General features: G+C 72.3%; 25 protein-coding genes and 1 pseudogene. 9 read left to right on the forward strand and 17 right to left on the reverse strand.

Annotated elements, in window-relative coordinates; translation table 11 throughout:
• Positions 1 to 69 precede the first annotated feature (69 nt).
• Positions 70 to 1,947, reverse strand: a complete 1,878-nt coding sequence (locus C1C97_RS05520) for a DUF7059 domain-containing protein (RefSeq protein ID WP_233542746.1) — start codon at positions 1,945 to 1,947, stop codon at positions 70 to 72.
• Positions 1,948 to 1,949: 2 nt separating this feature from the next.
• Positions 1,950 to 2,408 (reverse strand): pyridoxamine 5'-phosphate oxidase family protein, encoded by a 459-nt coding sequence (locus C1C97_RS05530; protein ID WP_121030608.1) that lies wholly within the window; start codon positions 2,406 to 2,408, stop codon positions 1,950 to 1,952.
• 151 nt (positions 2,409 to 2,559) lie between these two features.
• Here C1C97_RS05530 and C1C97_RS05535 point away from each other — a divergent pair, with 151 nt between their 5' ends.
• Complete coding sequence (locus C1C97_RS05535) at positions 2,560 to 4,890, forward strand: DEAD/DEAH box helicase (RefSeq protein ID WP_110920594.1); 2,331 nt, start codon at positions 2,560 to 2,562, stop codon at positions 4,888 to 4,890.
• Between the two features lie 32 nt (positions 4,891 to 4,922).
• Here C1C97_RS05535 and C1C97_RS05540 read toward each other — a convergent pair whose 3' ends face one another.
• The 7 genes from C1C97_RS05540 to ssd all read right to left on the reverse strand — a co-directional run bounded on the left by C1C97_RS05540 (position 4,923) and on the right by ssd (position 10,432).
• Positions 4,923 to 5,291, reverse strand: a complete 369-nt coding sequence (locus tag C1C97_RS05540; protein WP_110920593.1) for an Rv3654c family TadE-like protein — start codon at positions 5,289 to 5,291, stop codon at positions 4,923 to 4,925.
• The gene (locus C1C97_RS05545) at positions 5,278 to 5,739 is read right to left on the reverse strand and encodes a TadE family type IV pilus minor pilin (protein WP_121030372.1); all 462 of its coding nucleotides are present in this window, start codon (positions 5,737 to 5,739) and stop codon (positions 5,278 to 5,280) included. The genes C1C97_RS05540 and C1C97_RS05545 overlap by 14 nt, the downstream gene beginning before the upstream one ends.
• Positions 5,740 to 5,950: 211 nt before the next feature.
• Positions 5,951 to 6,298 (reverse strand): DUF4244 domain-containing protein, encoded by a 348-nt coding sequence (locus C1C97_RS05550; protein WP_110920640.1) that lies wholly within the window; start codon positions 6,296 to 6,298, stop codon positions 5,951 to 5,953.
• 156 nt (positions 6,299 to 6,454) lie between these two features.
• Positions 6,455 to 7,195, reverse strand: a complete 741-nt coding sequence (locus C1C97_RS05555; protein ID WP_233542747.1) for a type II secretion system F family protein — start codon at positions 7,193 to 7,195, stop codon at positions 6,455 to 6,457.
• Positions 7,192 to 7,956 (reverse strand): type II secretion system F family protein, encoded by a 765-nt coding sequence (locus tag C1C97_RS05560; protein ID WP_199712174.1) that lies wholly within the window; start codon positions 7,954 to 7,956, stop codon positions 7,192 to 7,194. The genes C1C97_RS05555 and C1C97_RS05560 overlap by 4 nt, the downstream gene beginning before the upstream one ends.
• Complete coding sequence (locus tag C1C97_RS05565; RefSeq protein WP_233542748.1) at positions 7,956 to 9,152, reverse strand: TadA family conjugal transfer-associated ATPase; 1,197 nt, start codon at positions 9,150 to 9,152, stop codon at positions 7,956 to 7,958. Before C1C97_RS05565 ends, C1C97_RS05560 begins: the two co-directional genes overlap by 1 nt.
• Positions 9,149 to 10,432, reverse strand: coding sequence for a septum site-determining protein Ssd (ssd, locus tag C1C97_RS05570; protein ID WP_199712175.1), 1,284 nt, complete (start codon positions 10,430 to 10,432; stop codon positions 9,149 to 9,151). Before ssd ends, C1C97_RS05565 begins: the two co-directional genes overlap by 4 nt.
• Positions 10,433 to 10,664: 232 nt before the next feature.
• Here ssd and C1C97_RS05575 point away from each other — a divergent pair, with 232 nt between their 5' ends.
• A complete protein-coding gene (locus C1C97_RS05575; protein ID WP_110920639.1) occupies positions 10,665 to 11,234 on the forward strand; it encodes a hypothetical protein in 570 nt (189 codons plus the stop codon).
• A 5-nt stretch (positions 11,235 to 11,239) separates the two neighbouring features.
• Here the strand turns inward: C1C97_RS05575 and C1C97_RS05580 are convergent, their stop codons facing one another.
• A complete protein-coding gene (locus C1C97_RS05580) occupies positions 11,240 to 11,917 on the reverse strand; it encodes an aminoacyl-tRNA hydrolase (RefSeq protein WP_121030374.1) in 678 nt (225 codons plus the stop codon).
• Positions 11,918 to 12,139: 222 nt separating this feature from the next.
• On the opposite strand from C1C97_RS05580, the pseudogene C1C97_RS12480 reads away from it, so the two are divergent.
• From C1C97_RS12480 to C1C97_RS05595, 4 genes and pseudogenes are all read left to right on the forward strand, one after another.
• Positions 12,140 to 12,355: pseudogene (locus tag C1C97_RS12480) on the forward strand (HD domain-containing protein); the annotation flags it as partial.
• 106 nt (positions 12,356 to 12,461) lie between these two features.
• Positions 12,462 to 12,584: a hypothetical protein gene (locus C1C97_RS12680; RefSeq protein WP_267897592.1), complete on the forward strand. Its 123-nt coding sequence runs from the start codon at positions 12,462 to 12,464 to the stop codon at positions 12,582 to 12,584.
• Between the two features lie 204 nt (positions 12,585 to 12,788).
• On the forward strand, positions 12,789 to 14,546 hold the full coding sequence (locus tag C1C97_RS05590) for a bifunctional 3'-5' exonuclease/DNA polymerase (protein ID WP_121030376.1): 1,758 nt from the start codon (positions 12,789 to 12,791) through the stop codon (positions 14,544 to 14,546).
• Positions 14,547 to 14,613: 67 nt separating this feature from the next.
• Complete coding sequence (locus tag C1C97_RS05595; RefSeq protein ID WP_121030378.1) at positions 14,614 to 15,876, forward strand: MFS transporter; 1,263 nt, start codon at positions 14,614 to 14,616, stop codon at positions 15,874 to 15,876.
• 130 nt (positions 15,877 to 16,006) lie between these two features.
• Here the strand turns inward: C1C97_RS05595 and C1C97_RS05600 are convergent, their stop codons facing one another.
• The 6 genes from C1C97_RS05600 to nth all read right to left on the reverse strand — a co-directional run bounded on the left by C1C97_RS05600 (position 16,007) and on the right by nth (position 21,483).
• Positions 16,007 to 16,372 carry a nuclear transport factor 2 family protein gene (locus C1C97_RS05600; RefSeq protein ID WP_121030380.1) on the reverse strand — a complete coding sequence of 122 codons (366 nt, stop codon included), beginning with the start codon at positions 16,370 to 16,372 and terminating at the stop codon, positions 16,007 to 16,009.
• A 157-nt stretch (positions 16,373 to 16,529) separates the two neighbouring features.
• Complete coding sequence (locus C1C97_RS05605) at positions 16,530 to 17,687, reverse strand: hypothetical protein (protein WP_110920306.1); 1,158 nt, start codon at positions 17,685 to 17,687, stop codon at positions 16,530 to 16,532.
• 68 nt (positions 17,688 to 17,755) lie between these two features.
• Positions 17,756 to 19,000, reverse strand: coding sequence for an ABC transporter permease (locus C1C97_RS05610; RefSeq protein WP_121030385.1), 1,245 nt, complete (start codon positions 18,998 to 19,000; stop codon positions 17,756 to 17,758).
• Complete coding sequence (locus C1C97_RS05615) at positions 18,997 to 19,635, reverse strand: ABC transporter ATP-binding protein (RefSeq protein WP_199712176.1); 639 nt, start codon at positions 19,633 to 19,635, stop codon at positions 18,997 to 18,999. Before C1C97_RS05615 ends, C1C97_RS05610 begins: the two co-directional genes overlap by 4 nt.
• A gap of 190 nt (positions 19,636 to 19,825) precedes the next feature.
• Positions 19,826 to 20,608 (reverse strand): NUDIX hydrolase, encoded by a 783-nt coding sequence (locus tag C1C97_RS05620; protein ID WP_121030387.1) that lies wholly within the window; start codon positions 20,606 to 20,608, stop codon positions 19,826 to 19,828.
• An 11-nt stretch (positions 20,609 to 20,619) separates the two neighbouring features.
• A complete protein-coding gene (gene nth, locus C1C97_RS05625; RefSeq protein WP_199712199.1) occupies positions 20,620 to 21,483 on the reverse strand; it encodes an endonuclease III in 864 nt (287 codons plus the stop codon).
• Between the two features lie 183 nt (positions 21,484 to 21,666).
• Here nth and acs point away from each other — a divergent pair, with 183 nt between their 5' ends.
• Positions 21,667 to 23,616 (forward strand): acetate--CoA ligase, encoded by a 1,950-nt coding sequence (gene acs / locus C1C97_RS05630; protein WP_110920303.1) that lies wholly within the window; start codon positions 21,667 to 21,669, stop codon positions 23,614 to 23,616.
• Between the two features lie 253 nt (positions 23,617 to 23,869).
• Positions 23,870 to 24,316, forward strand: a complete 447-nt coding sequence (aroQ, locus tag C1C97_RS05635; RefSeq protein ID WP_233542749.1) for a type II 3-dehydroquinate dehydratase — start codon at positions 23,870 to 23,872, stop codon at positions 24,314 to 24,316.
• 7 nt (positions 24,317 to 24,323) lie between these two features.
• Here aroQ and C1C97_RS05640 read toward each other — a convergent pair whose 3' ends face one another.
• Positions 24,324 to 25,508: a MarP family serine protease gene (locus C1C97_RS05640; protein WP_110920301.1), complete on the reverse strand. Its 1,185-nt coding sequence runs from the start codon at positions 25,506 to 25,508 to the stop codon at positions 24,324 to 24,326.
• Positions 25,509 to 25,767: 259 nt separating this feature from the next.
• Here C1C97_RS05640 and C1C97_RS05645 point away from each other — a divergent pair, with 259 nt between their 5' ends.
• Positions 25,768 to 26,445 (forward strand): Crp/Fnr family transcriptional regulator, encoded by a 678-nt coding sequence (locus C1C97_RS05645; protein ID WP_055082317.1) that lies wholly within the window; start codon positions 25,768 to 25,770, stop codon positions 26,443 to 26,445.
• Positions 26,446 to 26,643 lie beyond the last annotated feature (198 nt).

The raw sequence follows: 26,643 nt of genomic DNA on the forward strand, positions 1-26,643 counted from the left end.
GGCGGATCCCACCCCCGGCGGCGCCCTGCGCACCGGAGGGGATCAGCGGTCTCGTTCCTGGGCCCAGTCTTACACCACGAGCAGGAAGCCGTGGGTGATGAGCCCCTCGATCTCGCCCAGCAGCTGCTGCCCGGGACCGCCCTCCCACCCCAGCAGCGCGCCGAGCGCGGCGAGGATCTGCCGGGCGCCGAGCTCGCCGTCGCACACGCCCACGAAGCCCGCCGCCTCGCTCGAGAGGATCACGGTGCGGCGCAGCCCCGCCCCCTGCCGCAGCAGGATGAGCGCGGGGTCCTCCGCGCCGGGGGCGCCGTGGCGCTCCTCGGTGACGTCCGGTGCCACCGTGTAGTGGTGGTCGAGCCACGCGGGCTCCCCGTCCGGGGACACGGCTCCGGCACCGGGGGGCGTCGTCTGCCGCGCCATCCGCAGGATCCGCTCCCACTCCGCGGCCAGGGTGGGCGCGATCGGCTGCTGGATCGGGTGCGGGACGGTCTCGAAGATCCGGGGCACGGCGGCGTCCTGCGGCAACGCCCGGTCAGCACCGGCCACCGTGGGCGACGACGCCGCTGCCGGGGCTTCCTGCCCCGGCCCGTCGTTCTCGTGGCCGGCCTCGGGCCGGTGCAGCCACACCATGCCGAAGCCGATCGCCGCCACGTCACGCGAGGCGAAGTCGTCCAGGTACGCGGCGTAGGCGCGGTCGAAGCCCTCCGGGTCGCGCTGCTGCGAGGCGTCCTGCAGCCACGTCTCGGCGTACTCGCACGGGTCCTGCAGCTCGCGCTGGATGAGCCACGCGCCGGTGTCGCGGGGAATCCAGGAGTCCGGACCGCGGGACCATGTGAGGGAGGGTTCGTCCTCCGGGTCCCGGGGGATCTCCCAGTTCGCGAGCAGGTGCGCGGTGCCACCGGGGTTCAGCACGGACGGGATGGCGCCCAGCAGGTCCCGCACGATCCGGTCCCCGGGCAGACCGCCGTCCCGGTAGGTGAACCGCTCCGCATCGGTCTCCCGCTCGCTCCGCGGGGTGATCACGAACGGCGGGTTGGACACCACCATGTCGAAGCCGCGCCCGGCCACGGGCCCCAGCATGCTGCCGATTTCGAGGCTCACGCGGGCGTCAAGGTGCTGGGGGTCGATCCCCAGTGCGGGGGCGTTGAGGAGCAGGTTGAACCGCGTGGTGGCCAGCGCCCGTTCGGAGATGTCCGTGGCGGTGACGTGCTCCGCGTGGGCGAGCAGGTGGAAGGTCTGGATCCCGCACCCGGTCCCCAGGTCCAGGGCCGTGGCCACGGGACGGCGCGGCGTGGCCTGCACCAGGGTGGTGGAGGCCCCGCCGATGCCCAGCACGTGGTCGCGGCGCAGCACCCCCGGGCGCTGGAACGCGCCGAGGTCGCTCGCCACCCAGAGCTCCTCCGAGGAATCGGTGGCGTACGGGCGCAGGTCCATGGCGGCACGCAGCAGCGGGTCCTGCGGGCCCTCCCGGTGTCCCGCGCCCACGGGCGCCCGGGCCGGGCCCGGCGAGCTCTCCGGGCCCTGCGCCCTCTCCGGATCCCGCGCGCCCGCCGGGTCGCGCGGCTCCTGCGAGCTCCCAGCATCCTCCAGGATCGGCGTGGCGTTCACGGTCACCGTCTCGACCAGCCCGAGACGGCGCAGTCCCCGGGAGCCCACGGTGGGCAGAGCGGCGTCGAGCGCGGAGGCCCGGACCGGATCGCCCAGCAGGAAGAACGCGGCCAGGGTGCTCAGCGCGGGATCCTGGCCTCCGCGCCGCTGCAGCGCGCGCCGGGCGGGTACGGCCTGGTCCCGGGACCACGCGGCCATCGCCTCCGGACCCACCAGGTCCGTGACGCGGTCCACGGTGAATCCCGCCGCCGCGAGCCCGGCGCGCAGGCGTGGGACCAGGACGGGGTCGTCGGAGCGGGGTGCGTCCGGCACGGTGCTGAACGCGGGGGCCTCCGCCACCGTCAGTGGCCCAGCCGGAACGCGCGGCCGGTGATGCGGGTGGGCGTGATCTCCACGTACTCGATCTTCTCCGTGTTCAGCCAGGGCCGCAGTCCGAGCTCCTCCACCTGCTTGATGCGGTCCGCGTCCGTGATCATGGCCGCGGTGCCGCGGACCACCACGGAGTGGGCCTCGGAACCGGAGGTGCGGTCGATCTCCAGCGCCACGTGCGGGTTCAGCTGCAGGTGCAGCACCTTGGTGCCCTTGGCGGAGCGGAAGTAGAGCTTCTCGCCGTCGGTCACGATGTTCAGGGGCGTGATGTCGATCTCGTCCCCGTCGCGTGTGGCCAGCCGGGCGAACCGTGCCTGCTTCAGCAGCTCCCAGCTCTCCTCCTCGCTCAGCTCCGTGATGGGAGAGGACTGCGGGGCGTCGTCGTGCTCGTGGGCGATGTTCATGGGGTGCGAGTGCGCGTCGTTGCTCATGCCCCCATGATTCCACGCACGTGCCCGCCGTGGGTGGCACGCGCGGTCCACCCGCGGACAGGGTGCCGTGTCTCCCGCGGACGAGGGGGTGTGCCTGCCGTGGGCAGGCGGGCCGTCCGGGCGGAGCCGCGGGGTGGGCCACAATGATGCGGTGACGACGTCGCAGGACATGGTGGACCTGCTCGGCCGCGGTCCCCGCCCCGAGCAGGTCCGCCATGTCCGGGAGATCCCGGAGCGGGAGCCCGTCCACGCCCCGTGGCCGCGGTGGCTGCACCCGGACGTGATCGGCGCCTACGAGCGGCTGGGCATCCACGAGCCCTACGCCCACCAGGTCGAGGCGCTCACGGCACCGCGGCACGCGATCGTGGCCACGGGCACCGCCTCCGGCAAGTCGCTGGTCTACCAGTCGCTCGTGCTCGACGCCGTCCACCGCGGGAAACTGGCTGTGGCACAGCGCCCCGGCATGCTGCACCACCCGGACGAGGCCACCGCGCTCTACATCTCCCCCACCAAGGCGCTCGCCGCGGACCAGCTCACGTCCCTGCGCTCCCTGGGTTTCGACGACGTCCGTGCCGCCACCTACGACGGGGACACCGATCCCGGCGAGCGCCGCTGGATCCGGGAGCACGCGGACGTGGTCCTGTGCAACCCGGACATGCTCCACCACGCGGTCCTGCCGCACCACACCGGGTGGTCCCGGTTCTTCCGGCGGCTGCGGTACGTGATCGTGGACGAGGCGCACTCCTACCGGGGCGTGTTCGGCTCCCACGTGGCCGTACTGCTGCGCCGGCTCACCCGCGTGGCGGCGCACTACGGGGCATCCCCGCGGTTCATCGGCGCGTCCGCCACGAGTGCCTCCCCGCAGGAGTCCTTCGCCAAGCTCATCGGGGCGGCCGCGGAGGACGTCACGGCCGTCACCGAGGACACCTCCCCCCACGGGTCCCGCACGGTGGTGCTGTGGGAGCCGGAACAGTCCCCGGGCGGCTCGGACAACGGCGCCCCACGACGCCGCACGGTCACGGCGGAGGCCTCGGACATGCTCACGGACCTGGTGCTGCGCCAGGTCCGCACCATTGCTTTCATCCGCTCCCGCCGCGGTGCGGAGACCATTGCGCAGGCCGCCCACAGACAACTCGAAGAGGTTGATCCCTCGCTCGGCCACCGGGTGGCGGCGTACCGCTCCGGGTTCCTGCCGGAGGAGCGCCGCGAGCTCGAGCAGCAGCTGCGGGACGGGCGGCTGCTCGGGGTGGCGAGCACGTCCGCGCTGGAGCTGGGCATCGACATCGCGGGTCTCGACGCCGTGCTGGTGGCCGGGTGGCCCGGCACCCGGGCCTCGTTCCTGCAGCAGATCGGCCGGGCGGGCCGCTCCGGTCAGCATGCGCTCGCCGCGCTGATCGCCGGGGACGACCCCCTGGACGGGTACCTGGTCAACCACCCGGAGGCGATCTTCGACGTCCCCGTGGAGACCACGGTGTTCGAGGCCTCCAACCCCTACGTGCTCGCACCGCACCTGTGCGCGGCGGCCGCCGAGCTGCCGCTGCGTCCCGAGGAGCTGGGGCTGTTCGGGCCCACCGCGCGCGACGTCGTGGACTCCCTCACCGGGGCCGGTCACCTGCGACGCCGCCCCACCGGGTGGTTCTGGACCCGGTCCGAGCAGCCCTCCCGGATGGTGTCCATCCGCTCCGGGGAGGGCGGACCGGTGCAGATCATCGATTCGGACACGGGCACGGTGCTGGGCACCATGGGGGCCTCGCAGGCGCACTACCAGGCGCATCCGGGAGCGGTGTACGTGCATCAGGGCAGGACCTATCTGGTGGATGAGCTGGACGAGGAGCTGAACGTTGCGGCCGTGCGGCGCGCGTTCCCGGACTTCTACACCGTGGCGCGGGATGTCACCGAGGTGCGCGTGGACTCCGTGGCGGACTCGATGCGGTGGGGACCGGTGACCGTCCACCGCGGGGCCGTGGACGTGACCACCCAGGTGATCAGCTACCAGCGCAAGCTCGTGGCCTCCAATGAGGTGGCCGGTGAGGAACCGCTGGAGCTGCCACCCCGGCAGCTGTCCACCGTGGCCACGTGGTTCACGGTGTCCGGCCCGCAACTGGCCTCCATGGGCATCGAGGAACCGGACATCCCGGGCGCCCTGCACGCCGCGGAGCACGCCATGATCGGGCTGCTGCCCCTGCTGGCCTCGTGCGACCGGTGGGACGTGGGCGGGCTGTCCACGGCCCTGCACGTGGACACCGAGCTGCCCACGATCTTCGTGCACGACGGCCACCCGGGCGGGGCCGGTTTCGCCGAGCGCGGCTACGACGTGTTCCGGCGCTGGCTCACCGCCACCCGGGACGCCATTGCCCAGTGCGAGTGCGAGTCCGGGTGCCCCTCGTGCGTGCAGTCCCCCAAGTGCGGCAACCGCAACAATCCCCTGGACAAGGCCGGTGCGCTGAAGCTGCTCAACGGGGTGCTGCGCTTCGCCCCCTGAGCACCGGGGATCGCGCCGGCCAGCCCGGTGGCTCACGGCTCTCCCGGAGGTGGTCCGGCGCGGGACGCTCCTCGTGCGGGACCGAGCGGGGTCAGCGGTGGCGGCAGGTCGATGGTCGCGGTGACGTCCACCGAGGTGTTCTCGGGTGCCACCACCGCGCACTCGGCGCCGTCCGCACCGTTCTCCCGCGCGACGGCCTCGGCGGTCTCGCACGGGATGCCGGCACGCAGGCCGCGAGCGACGTCGGCCGCGGCGAGCGCCGCCAGGTCCGCGGCCTTGGCGGCCCGGTGGGTGGCGATCCCCGCCTGGGCCACCAGCAGCAGGGCGAGCAGCAGGGTGCACAGCACGGCGGCCAGGGTGAGGCCGTGCACCGTGCCGGATCCTTCGTCACGGTCCTGCATGACCGGCCCCGCTCCCGGTATCGGTACCCCCTGAATCGGAACCCCCGGACCCCCCGGACCCCCCGGGCCCCCCGGGCGGACTCTCCACCGCAGCACTCGCGTCGGCGTCGAGGCGCCAGTCGCTCCACCGCCCCAGGATGCCGGGGGCGGGACCGCTCACGGCAACGGTCACCCGGCCGGCGGCCGCCCCCACGACGACGCTCGCGCCGTCACCCGCGATCTCGCGCGCGGTGCGCTCCACCACGGCCGTGTTCTCGCCCCGCGCCGCCGCACGCGCCGAGGCACGGGCCGCCTCCTCGAAGCGCACCGTGGTCATACCAGCGGCCGCAGCGGCCAGCAGCACGGCCAGCAGGAGCACCAGCGCGGGCATGATCACGGCGGTTTCCACCGTCACCGCGCCCCGGTCGCTCTCGGGCACGGCATGGCCGCGTGACTTCTCACATCTCATGACCTCTCCTTGCTGATCGGGTGTGGGCCCGGTGGTCGTGATCGGGCCCGGGTGCGGGGCCCGGGGTTCAGGTCTCGGGTCTCGGGTCGAATCGTGGGGCTCGTGCGCCTGTTCGCGGCGGACACCCGATCCGGTTGCGACCCGCCGCGAGGAACGCGGGGCCGCGGCCGATGGCGACCGCGGCCCCGCACTCCCCACGGCCCGTGGGTTTTCAGACCGCCAGGGCCTTCTGGATGATCCCGAGCAGCATTCCCGACACGGAATCGGAGGACAGCACCGCTGCCATGACACCGCCGAAGGCCGCGGCCGCCAGGACGATGACCGCGTACTCGGCCGTGGAGGCCCCGAGGTCGGGATCGTCCCGGTCCGTGGGCACCACGGGCTGCAGTGCCTCCTTGGGCGCGGGGCCGCTGTCGGGGACCTCGTGCGGGAACTCGGTGGCGGCGCGGTCCGCCGGGCGGCCCGCATCGAGCCGGGCGCATGCGGCGTCGTGGTGGTCGTCGGCGGGAGCGGGGACATGGGTGGCGGTGGGTGCCGCGGGAAGAGTGGTCGTAGACATGGTGGTCTCCTGTTCGTGAGGGTGCTTCTCGACGTAATGGGTGCGGTCGGCGACGTGACCCACCCGCGGGGTGCGGGCGGCGTCGCCGGAGGGGCCGGTGCGGCCCGGGCAGCGGCGGGGCCCGTGCGCGTGCCGCCAGGCGAGGGGCGCGGCCGTTCACGAGCCGAAGGCCCTGGGCAGCAGGCTCATGAGCACGGGGACCACGCCCCAGCACATGAACGCGGGCAGGAAGCACAGGCCCAGTGGCAGCACGAGCTTCACGGCCAGGGCCTCGGCCGCGCGTTCCGCCCGGCGGTACTGTGCGCGCCGCACGAGCTCCGCCTGACTCCGCAGGACGGCGGCGGACGCGGTGGCGGACGCGGCCGTGAACTCCAGGGCGTCGCGGTAGTCCCGCATCTGCGGGGAGAGGTCCCCATCCCCGGGCCACGCCGTGTCCCAGGGCAGTCCGAGCCTCAGGGCACCCGCCGCTCGCGCCAGTTCGGGGTGCGCGGACCCTGCGCCGCTCCCGGCCAGGACCCCCACGGCCTCCGCGAGGGGCAGCCCGGCATCCAGCTGGCACGCGGTCAGCTCCACCAGAGCCGCCGCCGGCAGCGCGGGAAGGTCTCCCGACGACGCCGCGTCACCGCCCGCGGTGCGCCCGCTTCCCCGGGTTCCCACCCCGAAGCCCGTGATCGTGCCGGGGCCTGCGCGGTCCAGGCCGGTGTGTTCCGGGCACGGGCTTCCCGGGGTCGGACGCCCGGACGGCGAGCGCCCCGCCCACGACGTGATGGCGGAGCGGTGGAGAAGAGTGGGCCTGCGGCGCAGTCCTGCGCGGCGGGGTGCCGCGTCCGCACCCGGCGAGATCCACAGCAGCAGCCCGCAGGCCAGGCACACCCCGGCCAGCACCGCGACGATCATGATCCGCTCACCGCCTCGGCGCGATGCATGAGGGTGCGCGTCCACAGCCGCCCGGCAATCGTCAGACCGGCACCGGCCACGAGCGCCACCCGGCCCCAGGCGGTGGTGAGCAGCGTGGTCACGGGGTCCGTGCCCATGAGCATGCCGAGCCCGAGGGCCAGGACCGGCAGCCAGGACAGGGTGCGCACGGTGACGCGGGGTCCGGCGAGCGCGCTCTCCCGGGCGGCCTGCGCGTCGAGCTGGGATTCCAGGGACCCCGCGACACCCGAGAGGGTCTGCGCGAGGGACGCCCCGGAGCGTTCGGAGATCTCCCAGCACGCGGAGAGCTGGGCGCACACGGACCGGGCGGTCGCCGAGAGCAGCCGGTCCCCCACCGGGGCGGGCCCGCCGGCGAACCGGGCGAGCCCCGCGGACACCGGCACCCCCACCTGGGCTGCGGCGTGGACGTCCCCGCACACCCGGGTGATCCACCGGCCCGTGGGCCCGGTTCCTCCAGAGGCCGCGGAGACCTCACCGAACACCGTGGCCGGAGCGCGTCCCGCCGTGAGCAGCGCGGCCAGTCGGCGCACCAGGGTGACCCACTGCATGGCCTCGGCGGCCCGGTCCCTGCGTCGCCACCGGGCGCGGAACCCCGAGGGCGGCCGTTCGACCCCAGGGGGTCCTCCCGCGCCCAGGGCACGAAGCCTGCCCGCGGCCCCCGCGGACCCGCTCCACACCAGCAGGGCGGCCATGATCAGCGCACCCGCGCCCCCGATGGCCATCACGGGGCATCACGCCCGCGGGCCAGCAGCGCAGCCAGCCGGGTCCATCCCGGCCCCTTCACGGGATGCCCGGCTTCCACGGTGAGTGCGGGACTCGTGGTCAGCACCCCGTCCGCCAGGTGCAGGGTGCACAGGGATTGAAGACGTCGTCCGGAGGGTGTGCGGTCCACGTGGGCCACGAGGTCCAGTGCGCTGGCGGCCTGCAGGTCCACGGCCTCCCGGCCGAGGCCCGCGAGCGAGCCGAGGGCCGCCAGTCGCGCGGGCACCGACCGGGCCGAGTTCGCGTGCACGGTGCCCGCACCGGAGTGCCCCGTGTTCAGGGCGGTGAGCAGCTCGCGGACCTCCGCGCCGCGGCACTCTCCCACCACGAGCCAGTCGGGGCGCATCCGCAGTGCCTGCCGCACGAGGTCCGCGAGGTCCACGGAGCCCGCGCCCTCCACGTTCTCCTGGCGGGACTGCATCCCCACCACGTGGGGATGCCGCGGGTCCAGCTCGGCGGCGTCCTCCACCAGGACGAGGCGCTGCTCCGGCGCGCACTGGGACAGCAGCGCGGACAGCACGGTGGTCTTGCCGGAGCCGGTGGCTCCGCTGATCATGAGGTTCGTCCGCGCCGCCACCGCATCCGTGAGGACGTCCGCGACGAACGGGTGCACGGTGCCGGAGCCCACGAGGTCCGCGAGCGAGAGCCGCTGCGGGGACCGGAAGCGGATGGACAGCAGGGTCCCTCCCGTGGACACCGGCGGGATCACGGCGTGCACGCGCAGCCCGGTGGCGGTCTGGACGTCCACGCACGGGTGCCCGTCGTCCAGCCGTCTCCCTGCCGCGGTGACCAGGCGGACCGCGAGGGCCCGCACCTGGGACTCCGCGGTGAACGGCGAGAGCACGCGCCGGATGCCTCCGGTGGTCTCCACGAACACGTTCTCGTGCCCGTTGACGTACACGTCGCTCAGGCCCTCCGCAGGCAGCAGCGGTTCCAGGGGCCCCAGCCCGGTCAGTTGCGCCTTCACGTGCTGGGCGGCCCGGACCGAGCCCACAGCACCGAGCACCCGCCCGGTCTCCCGCACGGCACGGGCGATCCGGGTGTCGGTGACGACCCCGCCCTCCGCGAGCAGCCGTTCGCGCACCTGCTCCACGAAGGCGTCGTCGAGCACCGCGGTCAGATCCTGGCCCTGCGCACCAGGGGACGCGGGGTTCACGAGGCCGTCTCCAGGGCGTCCGCGATCCGGGCCACGGCCTTCGCGTGCCGGGAGATGCGGCCCCGGCGCAGGACGGAGCCGTCGTCCAGGTGTTGCGGCACGCGGGAGTCGAACGCGAGGGTGGCCACGCACGGCGCACCGGTGGCCTCGGCGAGAACGCGGGGTTCGACGTCGGCCACGTTGAGACCCGCGAGCACCGTGACCGCGGGCACCGCACCGCACGTGAGCACGGCGTGCTCGGCGGCCAGCACCCCGCGCACCGTGCGGGGCGCGAGGACCACGACGGCGTCGCACCAGGGCGCCTGCCGGGCGAGACCCGCACGGGAGAGGTCCACAACCTGCACCGCGGCGGCCCCGCGCAGCGCGGAGACCACGGTGGCCGCGGGAACCGTGTCCGCGTGCGTGGCGTGGCGGTCCCACGAGAGGTAGCGCAGCGCGTCCACCCGGGGCATCGCGGCCCACAGCTGGTCCGCGGCCACAGCTCCGGAGAACTGGTGCAGCTCGGGCCAGCGCAGCCCGTCCTCGGTCTCCTCCCCGAGCACCAGGTCCAAGCCGGTGCCCAGGGGGTCGCCATCCACGAGCACGGTGTCCGCCCCCTGCGCGGCGAAGTGCCCCGCGAGCCAGCACGCCGCCGTCGAGGCCCCCACTCCCCCGGTGGCGCCCACGACGCCGTACACGCGCCCGAGCGAGCTCTCCGCCGTCTGCCGGGTGGACCGGGAGACCAGTTCGGCGAGCCAGGCCGCCGCGTGCGGGAGGACCACCACTGCGGAGGCCTGGAAGCGGGCGGCCGCGTCCCACGCGTCCCCGTTCCCGGCGAGCGCCACCACCACGCACCCCGGCGGCACACCGTCCCCGCGCCAGTCCGCGTCCACGAGCACCAGGTCCGACGACGCCGCTGCCACCCCGTTCTCGCGCGCCACCGTGAGCGGGGCGCCGGCCCCGATGCACACCGCGTCCACCGCTTCCGCGAGGTCCGGGGAGCTGGTGAGGAGCCGGACACCACGGCCACCCGGATGGCCGAGCTCACCCGTGGAGACGGCGTGGCCGACGTGCCGCCTCGGGGCGATGGGATCGTCCCAGGCGTGCGCGCCCGCGCCGGCAGCGGGAGGGCAGGTGGCGGGAGGCTGGTGCCCGCCGTGGTGGGCCCCGGGATGCTGAATGTCGGAGATCCCCGCTGCGACGGGCAATGGCTGATCCGCGGGAATCTCGGCGGCTCGCCGCGCGCGGCGGGGCGAGTCCGTGGGCGGTGCGCCGGGGTCCAGGGTGTGTGCGCTGGTCATACCCCCACGGTGGCCGGGCCGCACCGTGTCGCGGACCCGGGAGGCGCGGTCTGTGGAGCGCCCGGACGCCCACCGCGGGCGGCCGTGGGGTGTGCAGGGGGGACGCCGTGCGGGGTCTCGGCGGTCCCCCTGACCGCCGGCGCTGAGCGAGGCCCGTCACGATCCGGTGACGATGCCGAGGTCTGGCCGGAGGGCCGTTGTCCCCGCGGGGTGCGCCTGCCAGCGTGGACGGATGGACATCAAGCCAGTCACTCGCAAGTCAGTCACCGTGGCCCTGCTGTGGTGGTTGCTCTACTCTGCGGTCATCGTTCTCATTGTCCGCTGGAGCAACGGAGGGTTTTCGCCCGTGTTCTTGTGGGGTGCTGGGATCATTCTGGGCTTCGGCCTCCTCGTCGACCTTCTGGCCTACCGAGCGCGTATCCACCGCGCACCAGGCCTGGAGATCATCACCTACGGTGCCCGCAGCCAGGGCTCTCTCACCCTCGATGTCCCCGTTGCAGAGGTCCCGCCGCTCGTCGAAGCCGCCTGCCGGGACAGCATGGAACTGGGGCTGAGGCAACTGGGACCGGATGGCGGCATGATCGACACCGGCCCGTCATTCAGTGCGTGGGGTGAGCGCATCCGCTTCGCGGTGCAGAGCGATCACGAGAACGGATCCCGGCTCCTCGCCACGTGCCGCCCCCGGTTCTCCGTTGCCGTCGTCAACTGGGGACGTACTGACCGACTCATGCGCGAATTCCTCAGCGGAGTCCAGCAGGCAGCCGCGAGTCAGTCCGTGACCCTCCCGCAGCCGATGTCCTGACCCGCTCACCCCCACCACGCCCGCGTCGTCTCCGTGGGGCCGTCCAGCTCGGTCAGCCCGGCATCCGTGACGGTCACGGGCCGCTCCACCGCAATCCACTCCGGCGCCGTGGGGAACACCACCCGCACGCGGTAGTCGTCCGCCCGCCAGCGCTCCCGCACATCACGGGGCATGGCCTCCCACGCGAGCTGCGCGGCGTGCCCGCACTGCGCCGCGAGCTTCCCGCTGGAGATGCCCAGCCCGGGTGCCACCTCCACGGTCACCACGGCGTCCTCGTTGCGGGATCCACCGCCCTCCGGGAACTGCGTTCCGGACACCTGCAGCTTGTGCAGTTCCTTCGGCAGCGGGCGCACCGGGGCCGGGACGAACGCGCGCACGGCGGCAGCGGCGTCGTCGTCCGTACTGGCACGCACCACCGTGACGCCGGGCAGGGACTGGACGTCGTCCCAGCGCTTCCCGTCCGCGCGGCGCACGAGCTTGCGGATCTGCACGTTCCGCCACGTCCGGACGGCCTCGTGCCACGGCCCGCCCGGCGCGCTGCGCTCGTCCGCCAGGAGCTTCACGACGGCGCTCGCCGCCGCCTCCGCCACGTCCACCTCCCGCGCGGGGTTCGCCCGGTCCCGGTGCACCACCAGCTGCATGGCCCACGGCACGTCCCGGTCTTCGCTCGGCTCGCTCGTCATGCCGCCCAGTCTCCCACCGGCGCCACGGACCACGACGTCGCCCGCTCCCCCCGGCCCGTTCGGCCCGGTTCGGGGGCGGCCACCGTCGCTTATGCGTGTCCTGGCCGTCCGGTAGACCTGGAACCATCAGCGGGACGGGATTTCCTGACTCCGAGAACACGTGGGCGGTTCCCCGGCCACGGCGCAGGATTCACCGCTCCCGACCGGCATGGAGGAGGAGCCATGAGCACTCTCACGGACCGCGCCAGGGACATCGCCACCCGGGCGCACCAGGGGCAGACGGACAAGACCGGCGCGGACTACATCGACCACCCCCGCCGCGTCGCGGAGCGGGTGTGCCGGTACGCGCCCGTCGAGCAGGAAGAGACCGCGCAGGTGGTCGCTTGGTTGCACGACGTCGTGGAGGACACTCCCGTCACTCTCGAGGACCTCCGCTCGGACTTCCCGGACACGGTCGTGGAGGCGGTCGACGCCATGACCAAGCGCTCGGACGAGGACCGGGACACCTACTACCGGCGCGTGGCGTCGAACCAGGTGGCGTGCCGTGAAGCAGGCGGACCTGGACGACAACACGGACCCCGCCCGTACGGCCCTGCTGGACGCGGACACCCGTGTCCGGCTGGCGCGGAAGTACACCCACGCTCGGGAGGTGCTCGCCGCCGGATGAGTCCGGCGGCGCGTGGTCGTGCGCCGGCAGGGCCTGCTGCCGACCCACGCCACGGGCCGACCTGCCACCGGGCCGGTCGACGAGCCGGGAACCGGGTCGGTCGGCAGGCCGGGGCCGAGCCTGATGAGGTACCGGGGTTCGGCGTGGCGGGACCCCGGAAGCATCGAGGCCGCCGCTGTCGGAACCGCCCCGCATAATGAGCCCATGCACATCGTGGTGGCCGCCGCCGAGCCCGGGACCTGGGTCCTGCAGGTGGTCTCCGCCAACGGCGAGCGCGCGGGGCAGGAACTGACCGTCCCGGACGCGGAGCTGCCCGGCGTGGTCGCCCAGCGGGAGGACGCTGCCGCACAGGCCGGGGTGCAGCCGCCCGTGTGGACCTGGCAGGACACCTCCGTGCCCGCCGCGCTGCTGTGCGCCGCGAACGTGTGGGTCACACGGTGCCGGGACCTGGGACTGTGCGCCACCATCCTGGCCACGGCGTCCACCGCACCGGGATCGGGCGCGCCCGACGACGCCGGGCAACCGCGTCCCCTCGACTACCGTCCTGTCCTCGAACCGGCGGACCCGAGGCACGTCCCCGGGCCCCGATCGTCGTCCACCGCGAGCAACCAGGGCTCGCTGTTCGCCGTGGCGGAGGAGCGCGGGCCGGGCGTCGCGGAGCTGATCGATGAGCTCGCGGCCCAGACCAGCGCGTGCGCCACGGCCCGGAACCCGCAGCGCCTCGAACGGTTGCTGAGCCTCGAGTCCCAGGGTGCGCTCGTGGCCGCGGACATGCGCCACCGGGGCATCCCGTGGAACCCCGTGGTGCACGAGCAGATCCTGGAGGACGTGCTCGGCCCGCGCCCGGCCGGTGAGGACCGCCCGGCCCGGATGCAGGAGCTGGCCCAGGAGGTCCGGACCGCCCTGGCCGCTCCCACCCTGAACCCGGACTCGCCTGTGGAGCTGCTCAAGGCCCTGCGCAACGCCGGGGTGGACGTGGACACCACCCGCGCGTTCAAGCTCCAGGACTGGACGCTCGTCAACGGTCAGCCGCAGGAGCAGCGCGTGGCCACGGTGGCCCCGGTGCTCGAGTACAAGAAGCTCTCCCGCGTCTTCTCCGCCACCGGCTGGCACTGGCTGGACACCTGGGTCCACGAGGGCCGCTTCCACCCCGAGTACGTGGTGGGCGGCGTCGTCACCGGCCGGTGGGCGGCGCGCGGCGGTGGTGCCCTGCAGATCCCCAAGTACATCCGGGACGCGGTGCGCGCGGACCCCGGCCACGCGCTCGTCGTCGCGGACGCCGCCCAGCTCGAACCCCGCGTGCTCGCCATCCTCGCGCGCGACGACGCCCTGGCCGAGGCTTCCCGCGGCCGGGACCTCTACACCGCCATCGCGGAGCAGGGCCAGGCCCGCGGTTCCGAGCTCACGGAGCGCTCCCACGCGAAACTGGCGCTGCTCGGGGCCATGTACGGCGCGACGTCCGGGGCGGGCGGGCGGTTCATGCCGCAGCTGACCCGCATGTTCCCGCGGGCCGTGGGCTACGTGGAGCACGCCGCACGCGTGGGTGAGCTCGGCCAGCAGGTGTGCACCTACCTGGGCCGCTGGTCCCCCGCGCCGGGCCCGGAGTGGTTCGAGGTGCAGCGCGCCACGGACACGCAGGCCGGCGAGCGCCGCGCCGCGCAGGCGTCCCGCAGCCACGGCCGGTTCTCCCGCAACTTCGTGGTCCAGGGCTCGGCGGCGGAGTGGGCGCTCGCGTGGCTCGGCCACATCCGGCAGGGTCTCCACAGCGCGGACGTGGACGCGGAGCTCGTGTTCTTCCTCCACGACGAGGTCATGGTGCACTGCGCCGAGCAGCACGCGGACCGGGTGCGGCAGATCGTGGAGCAGGCCGCGGAGCAGGCGGTGCACACGGTGTTCGGCACGGTGCCGGTGGAGGTCCCGGTGGCCACGACCGTGGTGACGTCCTACGCGGACGCGAAGTAGACGCGCACCCGCCCCCCCCTATGCTGGGGTCTTCCGTTCCGGCACGTCGAAAGGCCATGACCGCCCCATGGTCAATCCCAGGAACCCGTTCCGCCACCCGTCCTACCGGAAGTGGTTTGGCGCCACCACGTTCCTGACCATCACGTCCAGCACCAATCTGGCGGTCTCGCTGGCAGTCATCGACGCCACCGGGAACGTCGCCGTTGCCGGCGTGGTGGCGGGCTGTCTCACGGCACTCGAGCTCGTCGCGGGGATCGTGGGCGGTGGGCTCGCGGACCTGAGATCGCGTCGTACGCTCCTGAACCGGGCCGTCCTGGTGCTGTGCGCCGCCGACGTCGCTCTGGCCGCCCTGCTCGTGGCCGTCACGCTGGCGGGTGCGGGCCCTTCATGGGGGTTAGCGGCAACGCTCGTTGCCCTCACCGCGGTGGCCTCGGCCGCGTCGGGGCTGTCGGATCCGGCCCTGGACGGATCCCTGAAGACGTTGATCACACCCGCCGAGTACCCGCGCGCCATGAGCGCAGGACACGCACGAAGCGCCACGCTGTCCATTGTCGGGTCCCCCGCCTCGGGAGCCCTCTACGGCGTTCTCCCGGCGTTGCCGTTCGTTCTGCGCTGCGTGTGCGATGCCGGATTTCTGCTGTGCCTGCGTGGCATCACTGTGGACCTGGGCCCTCCGCCCACCCCCGGTGCGGACGCCCGGAGACGCATGCTGCCCCGCCAGATCATCGGCGGATACCGCGAGAGCCTGCGCTACCTCGCCAGTGAAGCCGCGCTGCTCCGGGTGCTGATCAGCGCGCCGCTGGTGAATCTCATGGTCTTCTCCGCCACCACATGGGCTGTGTTCTCCCTGCGCGCCGAAGGGATGCCCGCGTTCCAGATCGGGCTGGTCATGGCCGGATTCGCGGTGGGAGGCATCCTCGGCAGCGCCATCACCCCGGCCATCACCGACCGTGCGCCCGCCGGGTGGACCGCCATCCTGGGGCTGGGGTTCATGGTGCTGGCCTTCGGGGCGTTCTTCGCGCTGCCGCACCGCCCCGTGCTCATGTTCGTGATCGCGGTGGCATGCATGCTGCCCTCTCCTGCGCTCAACGGTGGACTGTTCGGCTACGTCTTCGCCCGCACCGCATCCGGCATGCAGGGACGCGTGCTCGCCACCTTCGGACTGGTGGGCGGGCTGGCCTCCGTGGTGGCCCCGATGCTCTCCGGCGCCGCCGTGTCCGCCGGGCTGAGCGCCGCCCTGGGGGTGGGCGTGTGCGTCGTGGGACTCGTGGGTGTCCTGCTGCTGGTGACGTCACGGGCCGTCCGCAGCATGCGCCTCGACGAGGACTGAGGGGAGGAAGTCTCTGGCAGAGGTCTGCGACCGGGTGCGGAAACGCCCCACACCGCCCTGCACCATCGGAGGGCACACGTGGTCAGCCAAGTCCTCCGAGGCCAGCACGTGAGGCCTCCATGCAGCGGTTTCAGGTCAGCGGCGTTCCCTGGTGGTAGATCTGTTGCCAGTCGCCGCCGCTGCGCCGCCACAAGGATGTCCGGCGAGCACGTTGTTCCCCTCGCCGAGATTCCCAGAACACCTGAACGACGTCGAGACTCAAGGTGCGTGCCGACAAACCGGAAATCTCGATCTCCGCGCTGTCAGGTGCGCTCGATTCCCTGCTCAGGAGACCAAGGATCGTCTCCAGGTCCCATTGGCCACCGGAAGCACCAATTTCGACGAAATCCGGTGCGAGTAGTTCACGGAGACGCGCAACATCACCTCGAGTGGAACGTGACTGCAGGTCGCACTCCAGTTCCAGGACCCGGTCGATCTCCGACTGCTTCACCGTCATGCGATTGAGTCTTCCACGCGGTCCAGGATGACTCCGGGGAAGCCCCGCTGGGCGTCGGCGTGTGCCTCGCGGGGTCGTGAAGGGGCCCTGGTCCTGGTGACGTCCCGGGTTGTCTGTGGTGACGCGGCTCTGATCGGTCCGGTGGACGGGCACCGAGTCAGTCGGTGAAGCGCGCACGGGCGGTCAGGCGCGCCGTGCCGGTCACTGTGCCGATCGCCAGGGCTATGACGCTTCCCATCGCGGCGACCCCCACGACCGCCCAGGGCACGGTGACGGCCGCGGGTTGGGGGAACATCGCCCACACTGCGGCTGTGGCGGCCACCCCGGCGAGGATGCCGCCGGCCACGGGAAGCCCGATAAGGATCACCATTTGCGTGAGCACCACCCGTCGCAGCATCGACGGTTTCACTCCCACGGCGTAGAGACCACCGAGGTAGGGGTGCAGTGCCCGGGCCTGGGCCCGGGCCAGGAGTGCTGCGAGCAGGACCACGAGGACGACCATGACCCAGGAGGTGATAACCCAGGCGGGAGGGGTCTCGAACATCACCGGTGGTTCCTGGGTGCGCACCCAGGACGGGTCGAAGCCCAGTTCCACGGGTGCGGCCCGGGCATGTTCGACCTGCTCGGGCGTCAACCCCGTGTAGACGTAGTACGTCGCTTCCATCGGCAGCTTCTTCACCATGTTGGAGGCGATGAATCCGGCGGTGTCCTCCCGGTATTCCGGTGGCACCTGGCTCAGGGGGAGCACCTCGAAGGACGCTGAGGTTCCCTCTATCGTGCTGAGCTCCACATGATCCGCGGCCACTGGTTTGGTGGTGAGAACCTTTCCCGTCTCGAGTCCTTGTCGTTCCGCGGTGGTGAGCGGGCGTTCCAGGATGCGTTCCAGAGCCGCCGATGTTGCCACTGCGGTGGGTTGCCCACTGATGATGGGGTCCATCCCGTCCCCGGAGTCCCCGGAGGCGAGCACCGTGCGCAGTTCCACCGGGTCGGTGAGCCCGGTGTGCTGCTCGAACTGGTGGCGCACCGCGGCCGGCACCCCGCCCCTGGAGGCGGTGGAGTACCCGAGGTTGACCTGGTCAGCGGGCACGGCCGAGACCACGGTGCTGTTCATCACCTGTGCTTCGGTGGCCGTGGTGGTGGCAAGAGCCACCGGCACCGCGACCACCAACGCCAGGGTTGCCGCGGTGACCATGGTGGTGGTTGCGGTGCGACGCAGACGCCGCAGCGCCAGCGCGGGCACGGGCCTTCGAGCGGGCAGCATCACCGCCCCGCGGGCCAGCAGTCCCACGGCCAGAGCCAGAGCGATGCACAGCACAATGGTGGTGCGTGTGGCGGCAGCGGTGGAGGCAAGACCTTGTGTGGCAGCAGTCCACGCACCCCACGTCAGCCCGGCGCGATGCCCACGACCAGCACGGCGTCCACCATCGTCTTCCGGGATGGCTGGCCCTCGGCCGGGTTCCCCTGCCGGGCGGTTCCTGCTGGTCGAGGACCCAGCCCGCCCATGAGAAGGGCGCCCGTTGCCCCAGCGGCTGCGGAGACGACCACGAGCAGCACGGCAGGGGCCGGGTCCGTAAAAGGACTCAGGGCGTGATCGCAGAGGCGATCCACGGCCGGGCGCAGCACCCATGCCGCCCCAGCCCCGTGAAGACCACCGGCCAAACCGGCCCCGCCCACGGCGAGGAGCACGGCCAACCACCCGGCGACGGCGCTGGTGCGCGAATCCACGCCGATCCGCCACATGCTCAGCCCTGAGCGCCGGATGAGACGCGTGAGCAGCAGTGCCCCCAGCCCACCGACCGTCAGCGGAACCACGATCAGTGGCACCACCCCGATCAGCGCAGGCACCGTCGCCAGTCCCGGTGCGGGGGCAGCGAAAAAGTCTTCCCGGGAGTAGAAGGAGAAAGACATCAGCTCCCCCGGAGCCGCCTCTCCACCCCCGTGCGCGGCCGATATCGCAGACTGCACAGCGGTGGCATCGCCGCCGTTCCAGCGCATCATGGTCCGTGCCTCGTCGGCGTCATAGCGGGCAGGTCCCGTGCTCGCGTACTGGACAACGCGGTCCCATCCGTCGGGGGCGGCCAGCACGAGAGACCCATTTCTCTGCAAGTCGTCGTGGACGATTCCGACGACGGTGAACTTCACCCCGCCGGAGAAAAGCGAGACCTGGTCTCCCACCGGATACGAGGCGGCCAGAGTGTCCTGCACCACCACGTCCCTGTCGGAGTCCGGCCACCGCCCCTCGGTCAGCGAGAAACGCTCGGGATAAGGTTCCTCAGACCAGTCTCCTTCCCACATCGTCACCTGCTCAGATGATTCATCCAGGTCCAGGAACGACACCACCTGGCCCATGCTGGCCACAGTGTCCCCAGCGCCAGTCACGGCAGCCCCGAGACGGTCCTCTTCATCATGGAGGGCCCGGATACTGCCTGACGCAGTCGGAACCTCCGCGGCGTACTGCGCATCCCCGAGATACTGTGCCGCCCGCTGGGGCCCATCCAGGCGCAGAGCTGCCGCCGTCTGGAAAGCTCCCACAACCGCGAAGGAAGCGATGAAGCACATCACCACGATGCTGCGGACAACGCGTGAACGCAGGTAGAAACCCACCAGGTGCACGACCGGGTGGCTCACCGCCCACTCACCGGCGCTCCATGTGCGGGCCGGTCCTCGACGAGCCGGCCGTCGCGGAGCACAAGGATTCGGTCGGCGTATTCCTCGATCAGGCTGTCGTGGGTGGCCACCACCACCGTCACCCCGGTACTGGCCAACTCGGCGAAGAGGCCGAAGATCGCCCGGGAGTTCTGCGTGTCCAACGCCCCGGTCGGTTCATCAGCCAGAAGCACTCGACGGCCACCCACCAGGGCCCGGGCGATGCCCACCCGCTGCTGCTGACCACCGGAGAGCTGCCGCGGAGCCCTGCCCCCGAGACCTTCAAGCCCCAGGACATCGAGCATGTCATCGGCCTCGGCATGGGCGTCCCTGCGCCGGACTCCGCCCATGATCAGTGGAAGGGCGACGTTCTCCCGGGCTGTGAACTCCTGGACGAGGTTGTTGTCCTGGAACACGACACCAATGTCTTCCCTGCGCAACCGAGCCCGCTCCGCAGCGCCCAGGGCACGCAGATCGTGCCCTGCCACGGTGACCGCCCCCGCCGTAGCGTTTTCCAACCCGGCCAGCACATTGACGAAGGTGGTCTTGCCCGAGCCACTGGCGCCCAGGAGCCCCACGAACTCCCCCTCCGCGAAGGAGACGTCGAGCTCGTTCACAGCGTGGACGGTCTCCATGGGAGTGGCAAACTCCACCTGCAGACCGTCCACACTGATAATCCGTTGTGATCGCACGACCGCTCTTCCCGCATGAGGACACCGCTGTGGATAGCTCGGAGATTAGCAGTCGAGTGGTCTACATCACAGGTATTGCTTTCCAGGCTGGAGCAGGGCGCGCCTCAACCTGGCCCTACGCCTTCGGCCCCATCCCCGGCGCCGGCCGCTTCACGGAGCGGTCCCACTCCACCGACCACCCGAGCCGATCGAGCACGCGGTCCAGCACCACGCCGGTGAAGCCCCACACGGTCACGGTCTCGGGCACCCCGGCCACGGAGACGTCGAACGCCGGGGACTTGTAGGTCTGGCTCCCCCGGCTCACGGTGGCGTAGTAGCGGTGGGCGGGGTTGATGAGGTCCAGCACGGGCACGCGGAACACCAGGGAGGACTCGGCGTGGTCCACCACGTCCACGGGTGACTGGCTGCGCCACCACCCGATCACGGGGGTCACCAGGTGGTTGCTCACGGGCAGCGGCACCTCGTGCAGCGCGCCGAGCACCTCCACCCCGTCCGGGTCCACGCCGGTCTCCTCGCGGGCCTCGCGCAGGGCCGCGCGCACGTGCGGGGCGCTCACGGTCCCGCCGGGGGTCTCCAGGGTGGTGCCGGGCTCGCCGTCCGGCGGGTCGAGGCGCCCGCCCGGGAACGCCACCTGCCCGGGGTGCGCCCGCAGATTGGCTGCGCGCTGCACGAGCAGCACGTCCAGGTCCCGCCCGGGGCCCTCCGCGTGCTCGGCGTACGCGGAGGGCACGCTGTCCAGCGCGCCGAAGAGAATCAGCACCGCCGAGTGCCGGAAGTTCTCGTCCAGCTGCCCGATCCGCCAGGGCTCGCGGTCCTGCATCAGCACGGAGTCGCCGTGGCGCGCGAGCTCCACGAGTTGCTCGCGCGGGCTGCCCGGCTGAGCCTGGGAAGTGGTCATCGTCCGTCCTCTCACGCGCTGAGCGTGTGTCCCTCGGCGCGCAGCTGCCGCCGGGTGCGTCCCGCCAGGAAGCCGGCGAGCAGCTCCTCGCGGCCGGGTTTCAGTTCGTAGCCCAGCAGCGCCCGGGCGGCCTCCGGGTCTGTGGGGCCCGCGCCGTACGAAGGGCACAGGTCCGCCACGGGGCACACCCCGCACGCGGGTTTCCGCGAGTGGCAGATCCGCCGCCCGTGGTAGATCAGCTCGTGGGACAGCTCCGTCCACAGTGCGGGCGGGAACAGCGCGGCCACGTCCTTCTCGACCTTCACCGGGTCCTCGTTCCCGGTCCACCCCAGGCGGCGAGCGAGCCGTCCGAAGTGGGTGTCCACCGTGATCCCGGGCACCCCGAACGCGTTGCCGAGCACCACGTTCGCCGTCTTGCGCCCCACGCCGGGCAGGGTCACGAGCTGCTCGAGCGTGCCGGGCACGGCGCCGTCGTGCTCGTCCACGATGCGCGCGGCCAGGGCCTGGATCGAGCGCGCCTTGGAACGGTAGAAGCCGAGCGGGCGCACCATCTCCTGGACGTCCTCGGCGGGCGCCTCGGCCAGCTCGCGCGGGCCGGGGTACGCGGCGAACAGCCCCGGCGTGACCGCGTTGACGCGGATGTCGGTGGTCTGCGCGGACAGGACGGTGGCCACGAGCAGCTGCCAGGCGTCGTCGAAGTCCAGCTCCGCCACGGCGTAGGGGTACGTCTGCGCGAGGATCCGCTGGATGCGCCGCGCACGCCGCGTCCTGGACAGGGCCGTCTCGCTCCCGGCACGACGACGCCGCGCGGCCGCCTGCTCCGCCTGCCGCGCCGGGACGAAGCGCACGTGCTCGGCTGCGGCGGGGGTCTCCATGCCCTCGATCATGCTGTGCGCCATGACAAGGGTCAAACCCGGCCGGGCGCCGCAGAACCGGGCCGACATGCGCCCGCGCACGATGGAGCGCGCCCGCGCGGTTCCACTAGGCTGAGCGGAAGAATGTGAACTGCACCACGCGCCCGCGCAAGCGGCGCGCACCGGCCCCAGTGAAGGAGCACCATGACCCCGGATCCCGCAGCCCAGCCGAAGACCTTCGCCGCGAGCGAGGAGTTCGCCGCCCAGGCCAACGCCACCGCGGAGCTGTACACGCGGGCCGAGGAGCAGGGCGAGGAGTTCTGGGCGGACCAGGCCCGTGAGCTGCTCACGTGGTCCACCCCGTTCACCGAGGTGCTGGACTGGTCCAACCCGCCGTTCGCCAAGTGGTTCCAGGACGGCACCCTGAACGCCGCGTACAACGCCGTGGACCGCCACGTGGCGGCCGGCAACGGGGACCGGGTGGCCCTGTACTTCGAGGGCGAGCCCGGGGACAGCGCGTCCTACACGTACGCGCAGCTCAAGGACGAGGTCTCCAAGGCCGCGAACGCGTTCGAGGCCCTCGGCGTGGGCAAGGGCGACCGCGTGGCCGTCTACATGCCCATGATCGCGGAGGCCGTGATCACCATGCTCGCGTGCGCGCGCATCGGCGCGATCCACTCCGTGGTCTTCGGCGGCTTCTCCGCGGACGCCCTGCGCTCGCGCATCGAGGACGGCGAGGCCAAGCTCGTGGTCACCGCGGACGGCTCCTACCGCCGCGGCAAGCCCACCACGCTGAAGCCCGCCGTGGACGCGGCGCTCGAGAAGGGCGGGGACTCCGTCCAGCACGTGGTGGTGGTCAAGCGCAACGGCGAGGACGTAGCGTTCCAGGACGGTCGGGACGTGTGGTGGCACGAGGTCACCGAGAACGCCTCCACCGAGCACACGCCCTCGGAGCAGAACGCCGAGGATCCGCTGTTCATCCTCTACACCTCCGGCACCACGGGAAAGCCCAAGGGCATCCTGCACACCACCGGCGGCTACCTCACCCAGGCCGCGTTCACCCACAAGAACGTGTTCGACCTCAAGCCGGAGACGGACGTCTACTGGTGCACCGCGGACGTCGGATGGGTCACGGGCCACACCTACATCGCCTACGCGCCGCTCGTGAACGGCGCCACCCAGGTGATCTACGAGGGCACCCCGGACTCCCCGCACCGCGGCCGCTTCTGGGAGATCGTGCAGAAGTACGGCGTGAGCATCCTCTACACCTCCCCCACCGCCATCCGCACCATGATGAAGTGGGGCGAGGAGATCCCCGGCGAGTGGGACCTGAGCTCCCTGCGTCTGCTCGGCACCGTGGGCGAGGCCATCAACCCCGAGGCGTGGACCTGGTTCCACCGCGTGATCGGCGGCGGGCGCTGCCCCATCGTGGACACTTGGTGGCAGACCGAGACCGGCGCCATGATGATCTCCCCGCTGCCCGGGGTCACCGCCGCCAAGCCGGGTTCCGCGCAGGTGCCGCTGCCGGGCATCGCCGTGGACGTCGTGGACGACGCCGGCACCTCCCTTCCCAACGAGACCGACGGCTTCCTGGTGGTCCGCAAGCCGTGGCCCTCCATGCTGCGCACCATCTGGGGCGACGACGAGCGCTTCGTGAACACCTACTGGGGACAGTTCGGGGACAAGTACTTCGCCGGTGACGGCGCCAAGCGGGACGCGGACGGGGACGTGTGGATCCTGGGCCGCGTGGACGACGTCATGAACGTCTCCGGCCACCGGCTCTCCACGCCCGAGATCGAGTCCGCGCTGGTCTCCCACCCCTCGGTGGCCGAGGCCGCCGTGGTGGGCGCCAAGGACGAGACCACGGGCCAGGCGGTCTTCGCGTTCGTGATCCTCTCGGACCAGGCCACCGCCGAGAACCGGGACGCCGCCGAGCTCGCCGAGGAGATCCGCGCGCACGTGGGCCGGGAGATCTCCCCGATCGCCAAGCCCAAGAAGGTGCTGATCGTCCCCGAGCTGCCCAAGACCCGCTCCGGCAAGATCATGCGCCGCCTGCTCAAGGACGTGGCCGAGGACCGCCCCGTGGGGGACGTCTCCACGCTCGCGGACCAGACGGTCATGCAGCAGATCGTGGACTCGCTGGGCGCCAAGTAGTCCACCACCGTGCCCGCCCGGGCCACACCCGCCGGCAGGCACACCCCACGACGACGCCGCCGCGGCGCCTTCCCCACGGGAGGCACCGCGGCGGCGTCGTCCGTGCCGGGGCCGCGCAAGGCCCTCCCCGCCGAGGGCGGCGTGGCGGCGTCCGTGCCGGCAGCTGCGCGCGTGGCCCTCCCCGCCGGAGGCACCACGGCGGCGTCGTCCGTCCCGAGGACCGCGCGCGGGGCCGATGCGCTTGAATGGGGGCATGAGCGAGCTGCCGATCCACGTCCTCAACGGCCCCAACTTGAACACGCTGGGCACGCGCAAACCCGAGATCTACGGGCACACCACCCTGGCGGACCTCGAGGCGAACGTGCGCGCCCGGGCGCTCACGTACGGGTTGGACGTCGTGTTCGAGCAGTCCAACTGGGAAGGCCAGCTCGTGGACTGGATCCAGCGGGCCCGCACCGAGGCGTGCGGGATCGTGATCAACCCGGCGGCGCTGACCCACTACTCCGTGGCCATCCACGACGCCCTGGAGATGTGCGAGCTGCCGGTCGTGGAGGTCCACATCTCCAACGTGCACCGCCGGGAGGCCTTCCGGCACACCTCGTTCGTGTCCCCGCAGGCCACGGCCGTGATCGCCGGTGCGGGCGTGCTCGGGTACGAGCTCGCGGTGGACGTGGTGGCGCGGAACCTCGGACTGGGCTGAGCCCGGCTCAGCCCGCCACGCACTCCCCCGTGGTCACGGTCTGGGCGGAGTCCCCGGTGGCGGCGAGGACCTCCGCCACCCGGTCCGCAGGGATCACGTACCCCGTCTCCCCCTGCACGGCCTTGGCGAAGACCACGCCCACCACCTGACCGGACGCGTTGAGCAGCGGGCCCCCGGAGTTGCCCTGCTCCACGTTGCCCGCAATCTGGATGATGCTGCGGGTCTGGGTCTTCCCCGTGGTCACGTTCTGCACCGGGGCCACGGCCTGGCCCTGGACCGTGGCGGGACGCACCGTGTACGGGCCGCCCAGCGGATAGCCCGCGAAGGACACCGCCTGGCCCTGCGACACGGCGCCCTCCAGCGGCAGCGCGGTCTCCGGCAGATCGGGGACGCGCAGCACGGCGAGGTCCGAGGCGGCGTCGTACTGCACCGTCTGCGCCGGGTAGACCCGGCCGTCGCGGGTCTCGACCACGGGCTGCTCCACCCCGGCGACCACGTGCGCATTGGTGACCACCGTGCCGGGCTGCGCCACGAACCCGGAGCCGGTCTGGTTCTGCGCGCACTGGGCGGCGGTGCCGTAGACCTGCACCACGGACTGCCCGGCATCCGCCACGGTCTGCGACTCGGGGGTCTGCCTCGGATCGGGTGCGGCCTGGGACGGGAACAGCAGCTCGTCCAGCTGCCGGATGCCCTGCGCGCCGCTCACCGCGTTGCGGGTCTGCGTCATGGCGTGGCGCACGGGATCCGGGGTGAGCCGCTCGATGCCCCGCAGCACCTGGGACGAGGCCACCTGCTTGGACAGCGCCGGCAAACCCATCTGACCCACCAGCGAGCCCAGCAGGGACATGATCAGGGCGGCCACCGCCGCGTTGAGCACCGCGCCGCCCAGCCGGTCCAGGACCCCCACGCCCGACCTCTCCAGGGCGCGTGCCAGGGCGCCGCCGAGAACGGACCCCAGCAGCTCACCCAGCGCGAGCGACAGCAGGACCGTGAGCAGCACGGCGGGGACCTGCCACTGCCCCGTCACGTAGGCGGCCACCACCGGCCCTGCCCAGAAGGCCAGCACGGCGCCGAGCACCAGGCCAAGCAGAGCGGCGAAGGAGCGGAAGAAACCACGCCGGAATCCTGCGATCCCGTAGGCCACCAGCACCACCACGAGCAGTGCGTCCAGCAGGTTCAGGGCCAGGGTCATGACGGTCCTCACGGGTGGGGGGACACGCGGGGATCGGTCGCGCGCCCGTCGAGCATACGGCGGCGGCCTGGGGAAACCGTGGACGGCGTTCCCGGCGCTGCGTCCTGCCCGCCGGGTCCGTACCGCCGGCCTCGCGGGGCGTTCACACGTAGCACAATCCGAGGGGTGGCCATCAACCATGTGAAACTCGTTACGATAGGACAGAATCATGCACTCGGCCCGGTCTCGGGCCCGCCCCCTTTTTGTGAGGAGTTTTACCTTGGATACAGACGTCCTACGCCGCGCTCCGCTTTTCGCTTCCTTGGACGACGAGGCGTTCGCCGCTCTGACCGAGGAGATCACCGAGGTGGACCTCTCCCGCGGCGCCACCCTGTTCTACGAGGGGGACCCGGGCGACCAGCTCTATTTCATCGTCTCCGGCAAGATGAAGCTCGGCCGAACCGCGAGCGACGGACGCGAGAACCTGGTGGCCGTCATGGGCCCGGGCGAGATCTTCGGCGAGATGGCACTGTTCGACCCCAGCCCCCGCTCCACCTCCGCCACCGCGGTGTCCGAGACCCGCCTGGCGGGGCTCAAGCACGAGAACCTGCGCAAGGTCATCCAGCGCTCCCCCGAGGTCTCCGCGCAGCTGCTCCAGGCGCTCGCACGCCGCCTGCGGCGCACCAACGAGAACCTCGCGGACCTCGTGTTCTCGGACGTCCCCGGCCGCGTGGCCAAGGCCCTGCTGGACCTCGCGGACCGCTTCGGTCGCCCCGCCACGGACGGCATCCTGGTGGCGCACGAGCTCACCCAGGAGGAGCTCGCCCAGCTGGTGGGGGCCTCCCGCGAGACCGTGAACAAGGCGCTCGCCGAGTTCGTGCAGCGCGGCTGGATCCGGCTCGAAGCACGCGCCGTGGTCATCCTCGACCTGCAGCGCCTCAAGCAGCGCTCGCGCTGACCCGTTCCACCCCGCACGACGGCGCCCCCGGTACGCACCGGGGGCGCCGTCGGCATTCGGAATGGTGACCCCGCTCCTCCCGCGCATGCGCACGCGCTCGCGGCGGTTCAGCGTGATCACGCCCACGCGGCTGCTCCCGCCCGCGCGTGGGCACGCGAACGGTGCCGCGCGCAGCCGCAAGCGGTGCCGCGCAACCAT

Origin of the sequence: Kocuria tytonis (assembly GCF_003226895.2) — a bacterium.
Classification (GTDB): domain Bacteria; phylum Actinomycetota; class Actinomycetes; order Actinomycetales; family Micrococcaceae; genus Kocuria; species Kocuria tytonis.

Bases quoted from the DNA above. Each gene is read 5' to 3' on its own strand.
- C1C97_RS05530 (WP_121030608.1), bottom strand. From the start codon at position 2,408: ATGAGCAACGACGCGCACTCGCACCCCATGAACATCGCCCACGAGCAC.
- C1C97_RS05540 (WP_110920593.1), bottom strand. From the start codon at position 5,291: ATGCAGGACCGTGACGAAGGATCCGGCACGGTGCACGGCCTCACCCTG.
- C1C97_RS05545 (WP_121030372.1), bottom strand. From the start codon at position 5,739: ATGAGATGTGAGAAGTCACGCGGCCATGCCGTGCCCGAGAGCGACCGG.
- C1C97_RS05550 (WP_110920640.1), bottom strand. From the start codon at position 6,298: ATGTCTACGACCACTCTTCCCGCGGCACCCACCGCCACCCATGTCCCC.
- C1C97_RS05555 (WP_233542747.1), bottom strand. From the start codon at position 7,195: ATGATCGTCGCGGTGCTGGCCGGGGTGTGCCTGGCCTGCGGGCTGCTG.
- C1C97_RS05560 (WP_199712174.1), bottom strand. From the start codon at position 7,956: ATGGCCATCGGGGGCGCGGGTGCGCTGATCATGGCCGCCCTGCTGGTG.
- ssd (WP_199712175.1), bottom strand. From the start codon at position 10,432: ATGACCAGCGCACACACCCTGGACCCCGGCGCACCGCCCACGGACTCG.
- C1C97_RS05575 (WP_110920639.1), top strand. From the start codon at position 10,665: ATGGACATCAAGCCAGTCACTCGCAAGTCAGTCACCGTGGCCCTGCTG.
- C1C97_RS05580 (WP_121030374.1), bottom strand. From the start codon at position 11,917: ATGACGAGCGAGCCGAGCGAAGACCGGGACGTGCCGTGGGCCATGCAG.
- C1C97_RS05590 (WP_121030376.1), top strand. From the start codon at position 12,789: ATGCACATCGTGGTGGCCGCCGCCGAGCCCGGGACCTGGGTCCTGCAG.
- C1C97_RS05595 (WP_121030378.1), top strand. From the start codon at position 14,614: ATGGTCAATCCCAGGAACCCGTTCCGCCACCCGTCCTACCGGAAGTGG.
- C1C97_RS05600 (WP_121030380.1), bottom strand. From the start codon at position 16,372: ATGACGGTGAAGCAGTCGGAGATCGACCGGGTCCTGGAACTGGAGTGC.
- C1C97_RS05620 (WP_121030387.1), bottom strand. From the start codon at position 20,608: ATGACCACTTCCCAGGCTCAGCCGGGCAGCCCGCGCGAGCAACTCGTG.
- nth (WP_199712199.1), bottom strand. From the start codon at position 21,483: ATGGAGACCCCCGCCGCAGCCGAGCACGTGCGCTTCGTCCCGGCGCGG.
- acs (WP_110920303.1), top strand. From the start codon at position 21,667: ATGACCCCGGATCCCGCAGCCCAGCCGAAGACCTTCGCCGCGAGCGAG.
- aroQ (WP_233542749.1), top strand. From the start codon at position 23,870: ATGAGCGAGCTGCCGATCCACGTCCTCAACGGCCCCAACTTGAACACG.
- C1C97_RS05640 (WP_110920301.1), bottom strand. From the start codon at position 25,508: ATGACCCTGGCCCTGAACCTGCTGGACGCACTGCTCGTGGTGGTGCTG.